Here is a 6,000-nt window from a genome sequence, read left to right as displayed (position 1 = left end):
AGTTCCCGCATCGGCGTCCAGGGGCCGGGCCGGCCGTCGGGATCGCGCAGGACGACATCGGCGGCCACCGCGTCGTGCCCCTCCCGGAACACGGTCGCGCTGACCCGGAACGTCTCGCCCGGCACCGCCTTCGCCGGGCGCCGGCCGCCGTCCACCAGGGGACGGACGTCCCGTACGGGGATGCGCCCGATCGTCGAAGTCGTCCTCATCGGCCTCTCACCTCCGCCGTTGCTCGCGGCCGGGCCCTCCGGCCCGGCCAAGGGGTCACGCCGCGCCGGAGGGGGTCTTCCGCCCCGACGAGACAAGCGGGTCCCGGGCATGCCGGTCCGGGGCACGCCGGTCCTGGGTACGCCGGTCCGGGGCATGCCGGTCCGGGGTACGGCGGCCTTGAGAATGCCGGTCCTGGGAGTGCCGGTCCGTGTGCCGGTCCGTGTGCCGGTCCGTGTGCCGGTCCGTCGCCGGCGGGCCCCGCCGGGCCGCTCGGACGGCCCGGGGCCGGTCGTCCTGCTCGCGCACACGGGTGACCCGGGGCGGGCGCAGATAGCGCTCGGCGGCGTCCGCGGCCTCCCGCGCGCAGCGCGCCCCCATCAGGACGCACAGGGTATGGCCGGAGTCCTCGAAGGCGGCCCGGACCGAGCGGTCGGCGGGCGAGGCGAGCATCATCCGTTCCCGGGCCCGGTACCGCCGCAACTCCCGGGCGACCTCGGCTTTCGCAGGTAGCAGCATGGTGCCCTGTGTCCTTCCGGGAGTCGATGGACGGGTGAGTACTTCACACATGGTGCACGGGTGACAACCCAGCGTCTTGTTGGAGCTTCAACCACCCGGGGCGGGGGTGCGGGCGGGGTGCCGGCCGCCCCCTCGTGTTGCACGAATGGACTACTGCTCCCACGCTGGAGTGACTCAGAAGCGATGCCCGCTCGCGCTTCGTGTTCGGGGCCCGGTCCGCCAGGAACGGGAAGGAGCGAGAGCTTCGCGGTGAGGAGTCAACGACGATGAAGACCGCAGTCCCCCGCTACTACCACCTCGACGTGGAAGTCAGTCCGGAACGGGTCCGACAGGTCAGGCGCATCCTGGCCGCTCACCTCAGGTTCTGGGACCTGGAGAACCTCGTGCAGCCCGTCTGCGGCGGCGCCGAGATGCTGCTCCGGGCCATCGACGAGCACGCCGGCGACAAGCGTACGTCGATCGAGCTGTGGTGGAACGGCCAGCACCTGATCACGGCCGTCGGGGGCAACGACCACGGACTCCGTCCCGATCAGGACCTGCGCGACTGCCTGGAGCACCTGGCCGCGACCAGCGACGGCTGGGGGTGCTGCGCCACCGACACCGGCGCCAAGGTCATCTGGTTCTCGCAGCGTGCCCGTGCCGGCGCACGCGTCCCGCTGGTGCCCACGGCACCCACGCCGATCACCCAGGAAGGGCTGGACGTGCCGCGTGAGATCATGCCGGTCGCCCGGCTCGCCGACCGGGCCTCGGGCACCGACGGCATCCTGGAGGAGGCCCGGTGACCGCCGCGAGACCGGACTGGAAGGGCGTGCCCGTCTGGAGCGGGCACCCCTACCCGCTGGGCGCCGCCTACGACGGACAGGGCACCAACTTCGCCCTGTTCAGCGAGGTCGCCCAACGCGTCGAGCTGGTCCTCGTCGACGAGGACGGCACCCACAGCTCCGTCCCGCTGCCCGAGGTCGACGGCTTCGTGTGGCACTGCTACCTCCCCAGCGTCGGCCCCGGCCAGCGCTACGGCTACCGCGTGCACGGCCCCTGGGCCCCGGCCGTCGGCCACCGCTGCAACCCGGCCAAGCTGCTCCTGGACCCGTACGCCCGCGCGGTGGACGGGTCGATGGACAACCACCGCTCGCTGCTGGAGCGGGCGCCGGGCCGGCCCGACCCCGCCGACAGCGCCGGGCACACCATGCTCGGCGTGGTCACCGACCCGTTCTTCGACTGGGGCGAGGACCGCCCGCCGCGGCGGCCCTACGCCGACACCGTCATCTACGAGGCCCACGTCAAGGGCCTCACCCGCACCCACCCCGAGGTGCCCCCCGAACTGCGGGGCACCTACGCCGGGCTGGCGCACCCCGCGGTCGTGGAGCACCTCACCTCGCTGGGGGTGACCGCCGTGGAGCTGATGCCGGTGCACCAGTTCGTGCACGACGGCGTCCTCCAGGACCGCGGCCTGTCCAACTACTGGGGCTACAACACCATCGGCTTCTTCGCGCCGCACAACGGCTACGCCGCCCACGGCACCCGCGGCCAGCAGGTCACCGAGTTCAAGGCCATGGTCAAGGCGCTGCACGAGGCCGGCCTGGAAGTCGTCCTCGACGTGGTCTACAACCACACCGCCGAGGGCAACGAGAACGGCCCCACCCTCTCCTTCCGGGGCATCGACAACGCCTCGTACTACCGCCTGGTCGACGGCGACTGGCAGCACTACTACGACACCACCGGCACCGGCAACAGCCTGCTGATGCGGCACCCCTACGTCCTCCAGTTGATCATGGATTCGCTGCGGTACTGGGTCACCGAGATGCACGTCGACGGGTTCCGCTTCGACCTGGCGGCCACCCTGGCCCGGCAGTTCCACGAGGTGGACCGGCTGTCGGCGTTCTTCGACCTGATCCAGCAGGACCCGGTGATCAGCCGCGTCAAACTGATCGCCGAGCCCTGGGACGTCGGCGAGGGCGGCTACCAGGTGGGCAACTTCCCGCCGCTGTGGTCGGAGTGGAACGGCATGTACCGCGACGCCGTACGGGACTTCTGGCGCGGCGAGGACCACACGCTGGGCGAGTTCGCGTCCCGGCTGACCGGCTCCTCCGACCTGTACCAGCACAGCCGGCGCCGCCCCCGCGCGAGCGTCAACTTCGTCACCGCGCACGACGGGTTCACCCTGCGCGACCTGGTGTCGTACAACGACAAGCACAACGAGGCCAACGGCGAGGACAACGCGGACGGCGAGAGCCACAACCGCTCCTGGAACTGCGGCGCCGAGGGCGACAGCGACGACCCGGCCGTCCTGGAGCTGCGCGCCCGCCAGCAGCGCAACCTGCTGGCCACGCTCATGCTCTCGCAGGGCATCCCGATGCTCTGCCACGGCGACGAGCTGGGCCGCACCCAGCGCGGCAACAACAACGCCTACTGCCAGGACAACGAGATCTCCTGGATCGACTGGCGGCTCACCGGGGAACAGCGCGGCCTGCTGGAGTTCGCCCGGCGCGTCATCGGCCTGCGCGCCGCCCACCCGGTGCTGCGGCGCCGGCGCTACTTCCGCGGCGAGACCGTCACCCACGCCGGGCAGCCGCTGCCCGACCTGGTGTGGCTCCAGCCGGACGCCCGGGAGATGACCGACGACGACTGGCGGCGCTCCGACGCCCACGCCGTCGGGGTCTTCCTCAACGGCGACGCCATCGCCGAACCCGACCCGTGCGGCAGGCCCGTCGTGGACGACTCCTTCCTGCTGCTGTTCAACAGCCACTGGGAGCCGGCCGGCTTCCGCCTGCCCGACGTCGCCTACGGCGAACGCTGGACCACCCTCGTCGACACCGCCGACCCGGAGGGCGTACCGGACGAGACCGAGCACAAGGCCGGCACCACGGTCACCGTGGAGCCGCGCAGCCTGGTGCTGCTGTCCCGGCCCTCGCGGTCCGGCCGGTGACGCAGGTGACGTCAGTGCCCGCGGCGCGAGGTGACCGTGAACGGCGCGCCGTCGGGGTCGCGGAGCACCGCCTCGCCCTCGCCCGCGGACAGCACGCTGCCGCCGTGCAGCTCCGCGGCCCGCGCGCAGGCGGCGACGTCCGAGGCGAAGAAGTGGACCTGCCAGTGCGGCCGGATGGTCGGGTCGGGCGCCGCCCCCAGCGCGCCCGACTCGATCCGCGCCACCACGTCCCCGCCGCTGCGCAGGACCACCTCGCCGCCCTCGTAGCCGACCTCGCAGGCGCCGGGGCGGCCGGAGGCCCAGTCCAGGACCTCGCCGTAGAAGATGGCGGCGTCGAAGGCGTCCCGGGTGCGCAGCTTGATGAAGGCCGGCTGGGCGCGCCGCCAGGTCTCCCAGTCGCTGAACAGCTCGCCCTCCCAGACACCGAAGGTGGCGCCGTCCCGGTCGGCCAGCAGCGCCGCCCGGCCCGGCGGCAGCGAGATCGGCCCGACCGCCGCGGTGCCGCCGCGCTCCTGCACCCGTCCGGCCGCCTGGTCCGCGCTGACCACGGCGAAGTACGGCGTCCAGGCCACCGCCATCTGCCACATGGTGGCGACCGCGGCGATCCCGGCGGCCGGCACCCCGTCGGCCAGCGCGATCCGGAAGCTGTCGCCGAGCCGGGCGGGCCGCCACTGCCAGCCGAGGACGGCGGAGTAGAACTCCTCGGTGGTCCGCAAGTCCCGGCTGGTCAGACTCACCCAGCAGGGCGCCCCGAACACGGACCGCGTGGACACGCGGTCCGTGGCACCGGCGGGGGAGGTCGTGTCGTGATTCATGGCAGTCGCGTCCTGATCTCGTCCACCGGCGGTCACCGGCTCGCGTACCAGTGTCCAGCCGGACGTGCTGGGGGCGCCTGCCGAGTACCCCGACGGAACCAGCGAAACGGCGGCGTATCGCCCCGTACGGCCCAGTGGCAGGGAGGGTGACCAGTGGCGACGATGGACGCGTCGGAGCGACAGCACGCGGCGCAGGCGGCGGCGACAGGCCGTACCCCGGAGGTGACCATGTCCAGGGACGGGGACCCGGACCGGACGGACGAGCTTCAGGAGCAGGTCCGGCAGCTCAAGGAGGCGGTGGTCTCGCACGCCGTCGTCGACCAGGCGATCGGCATGGTCGTCGTGCTCGGCCGGGTCTCGCCGGACCAGGGCTGGGCGGTGCTGAAGGAGGTCTCCCAGCACACCAACGTCAAACTGCGCAATGTCGCGGAGCTGATCCTGCTCTGGGGGCGCACCGGCGCGCTGCCGGGCGAGATCCGGGCCGCCCTGGAGGCGGCCCTGGACCGGCACGGCCCCACCCAGATCCCGGGCGCGCCGCCGCCGTGACCCCGCCCGGCCGCCGGGCGGCGGGGCGGGGCGGGGCCGGGTCAGCGGGGGTCGGCGAGTATCTCCTCGCGGAGCTGGGCGAAGCAGCCGCTGAGCAGCCGGGAGACGTGCATCTGGGATATGCCGAGCTGCCGGGCTATGTGGCTCTGCGTCATGCCCCGGAAGAAGCGCAGGTAGAGGATGGTGCGCTCGCGCTCGGGCAGCGCCTGCAGACAGGGCCGTACGGCGACCCGGTCGACCACGGTGTCGAAGGCCGGGTCGACCGCGCCGATCGCGTCCCCGAGCGCGTAGCCGTCGGTGCCGGGCATCTCCGCCTCCAGCGACAGCGCGGTGAAGCACTCCAGCGCCTCCAGGCCGGTGCTCACCTCCGCCACGGTGAGCTGCGCCTGCTCGGCGATCTCCTCGACCGTGGGGGCGCGTCCCGGGGTGGTCTGGGCCAGTTCCTTCGCCGCGCGCCGCACCCGGTTGCGCAGGTCCTGGACCCGTCGGGGCACGTGCAGCGTCCACATGTGATCGCGGAAGTGCCGTTTGATCTCGCCGGTCACGGTGGGGACGGCGTACGCCTCGAAGGCGTGACCGCGGGCCGGATCGTAGTGGTCGACGGCCTTGACCAGGCCGAGGGCCGCCACCTGGTACAGGTCCTCCAGGCTCTCCCCGCGGCCCCGGAAGCGGACGGCGATCCGCTCCGACATGGGCAGCCAGACCCGGATCAGCTCGTCCCGCAGCGCCTTGCGCTCCGGGCACTGGGGCAGTCGTGCGAGGCGCTCGAAATCCGCGCTCGTGTCGGGCGCGTCGTCATGCGGGTGGGGCTTGGTTCTGCCGGCGATACGCGTCATGCGCACCTCCTTCAGCAGGGGTCCGAAGCGCTGCCATGCGCTTTCCCAGATACATATATTCTCAAACAATCACCCATATAGCAGGACATAGGGCCGGGGATGCGGAGCAAGGGGCTCCGCGCCCGCCCGGGACGTGATGTGCGGCACGCCC

General features: G+C 72.6%; 6 protein-coding genes and 1 pseudogene. 3 read left to right on the top strand and 4 right to left on the bottom strand.

The window, feature by feature from the left end:
• The coding region (locus tag ACFY32_RS22365; RefSeq protein WP_390675062.1) for a maltotransferase domain-containing protein at positions 1–320 on the bottom strand (320 nt) is incomplete at its 3' end.
• Between the two features lie 121 nt (positions 321–441).
• Positions 442–726, bottom strand: a pseudogene (locus ACFY32_RS22360) (DUF5133 domain-containing protein); the annotation flags it as partial.
• Positions 727–992: 266 nt separating this feature from the next.
• Here ACFY32_RS22360 and ACFY32_RS22355 point away from each other — a divergent pair.
• Positions 993–1,508: a pep a2 gene (locus ACFY32_RS22355; protein WP_359195027.1), complete on the top strand. Its 516-nt coding sequence runs from the start codon at positions 993–995 to the stop codon at positions 1,506–1,508.
• A complete protein-coding gene (gene glgX, locus ACFY32_RS22350) occupies positions 1,505–3,652 on the top strand; it encodes a glycogen debranching protein GlgX (RefSeq protein WP_390675061.1) in 2,148 nt (715 codons plus the stop codon). Before ACFY32_RS22355 ends, glgX begins: the two co-directional genes overlap by 4 nt.
• Before the next feature lie 11 nt (positions 3,653–3,663).
• On the opposite strand, the gene ACFY32_RS22345 is transcribed toward glgX, so the two are convergent.
• Positions 3,664–4,467, bottom strand: coding sequence for a VOC family protein (locus ACFY32_RS22345; RefSeq protein ID WP_359195033.1), 804 nt, complete (start codon positions 4,465–4,467; stop codon positions 3,664–3,666).
• 228 nt (positions 4,468–4,695) lie between these two features.
• Here ACFY32_RS22345 and ACFY32_RS22340 point away from each other — a divergent pair, with 228 nt between their 5' ends.
• The gene (locus ACFY32_RS22340) at positions 4,696–5,013 is read left to right on the top strand and encodes an ANTAR domain-containing protein (RefSeq protein ID WP_359195465.1); all 318 of its coding nucleotides are present in this window, start codon (positions 4,696–4,698) and stop codon (positions 5,011–5,013) included.
• A gap of 41 nt (positions 5,014–5,054) precedes the next feature.
• Here the strand turns inward: ACFY32_RS22340 and ACFY32_RS22335 are convergent, their stop codons facing one another.
• Positions 5,055–5,849 carry a SigB/SigF/SigG family RNA polymerase sigma factor gene (locus ACFY32_RS22335; RefSeq protein ID WP_359195036.1) on the bottom strand — a complete coding sequence of 265 codons (795 nt, stop codon included), beginning with the start codon at positions 5,847–5,849 and terminating at the stop codon, positions 5,055–5,057.
• Positions 5,850–6,000 lie beyond the last annotated feature (151 nt).

Origin of the sequence: Streptomyces sp. NPDC000134 (assembly GCF_042899225.1) — a bacterium.
Classification (GTDB): domain Bacteria; phylum Actinomycetota; class Actinomycetes; order Streptomycetales; family Streptomycetaceae; genus Streptomyces.
This window is presented reverse-complemented; position numbering and strand designations above follow the sequence as displayed.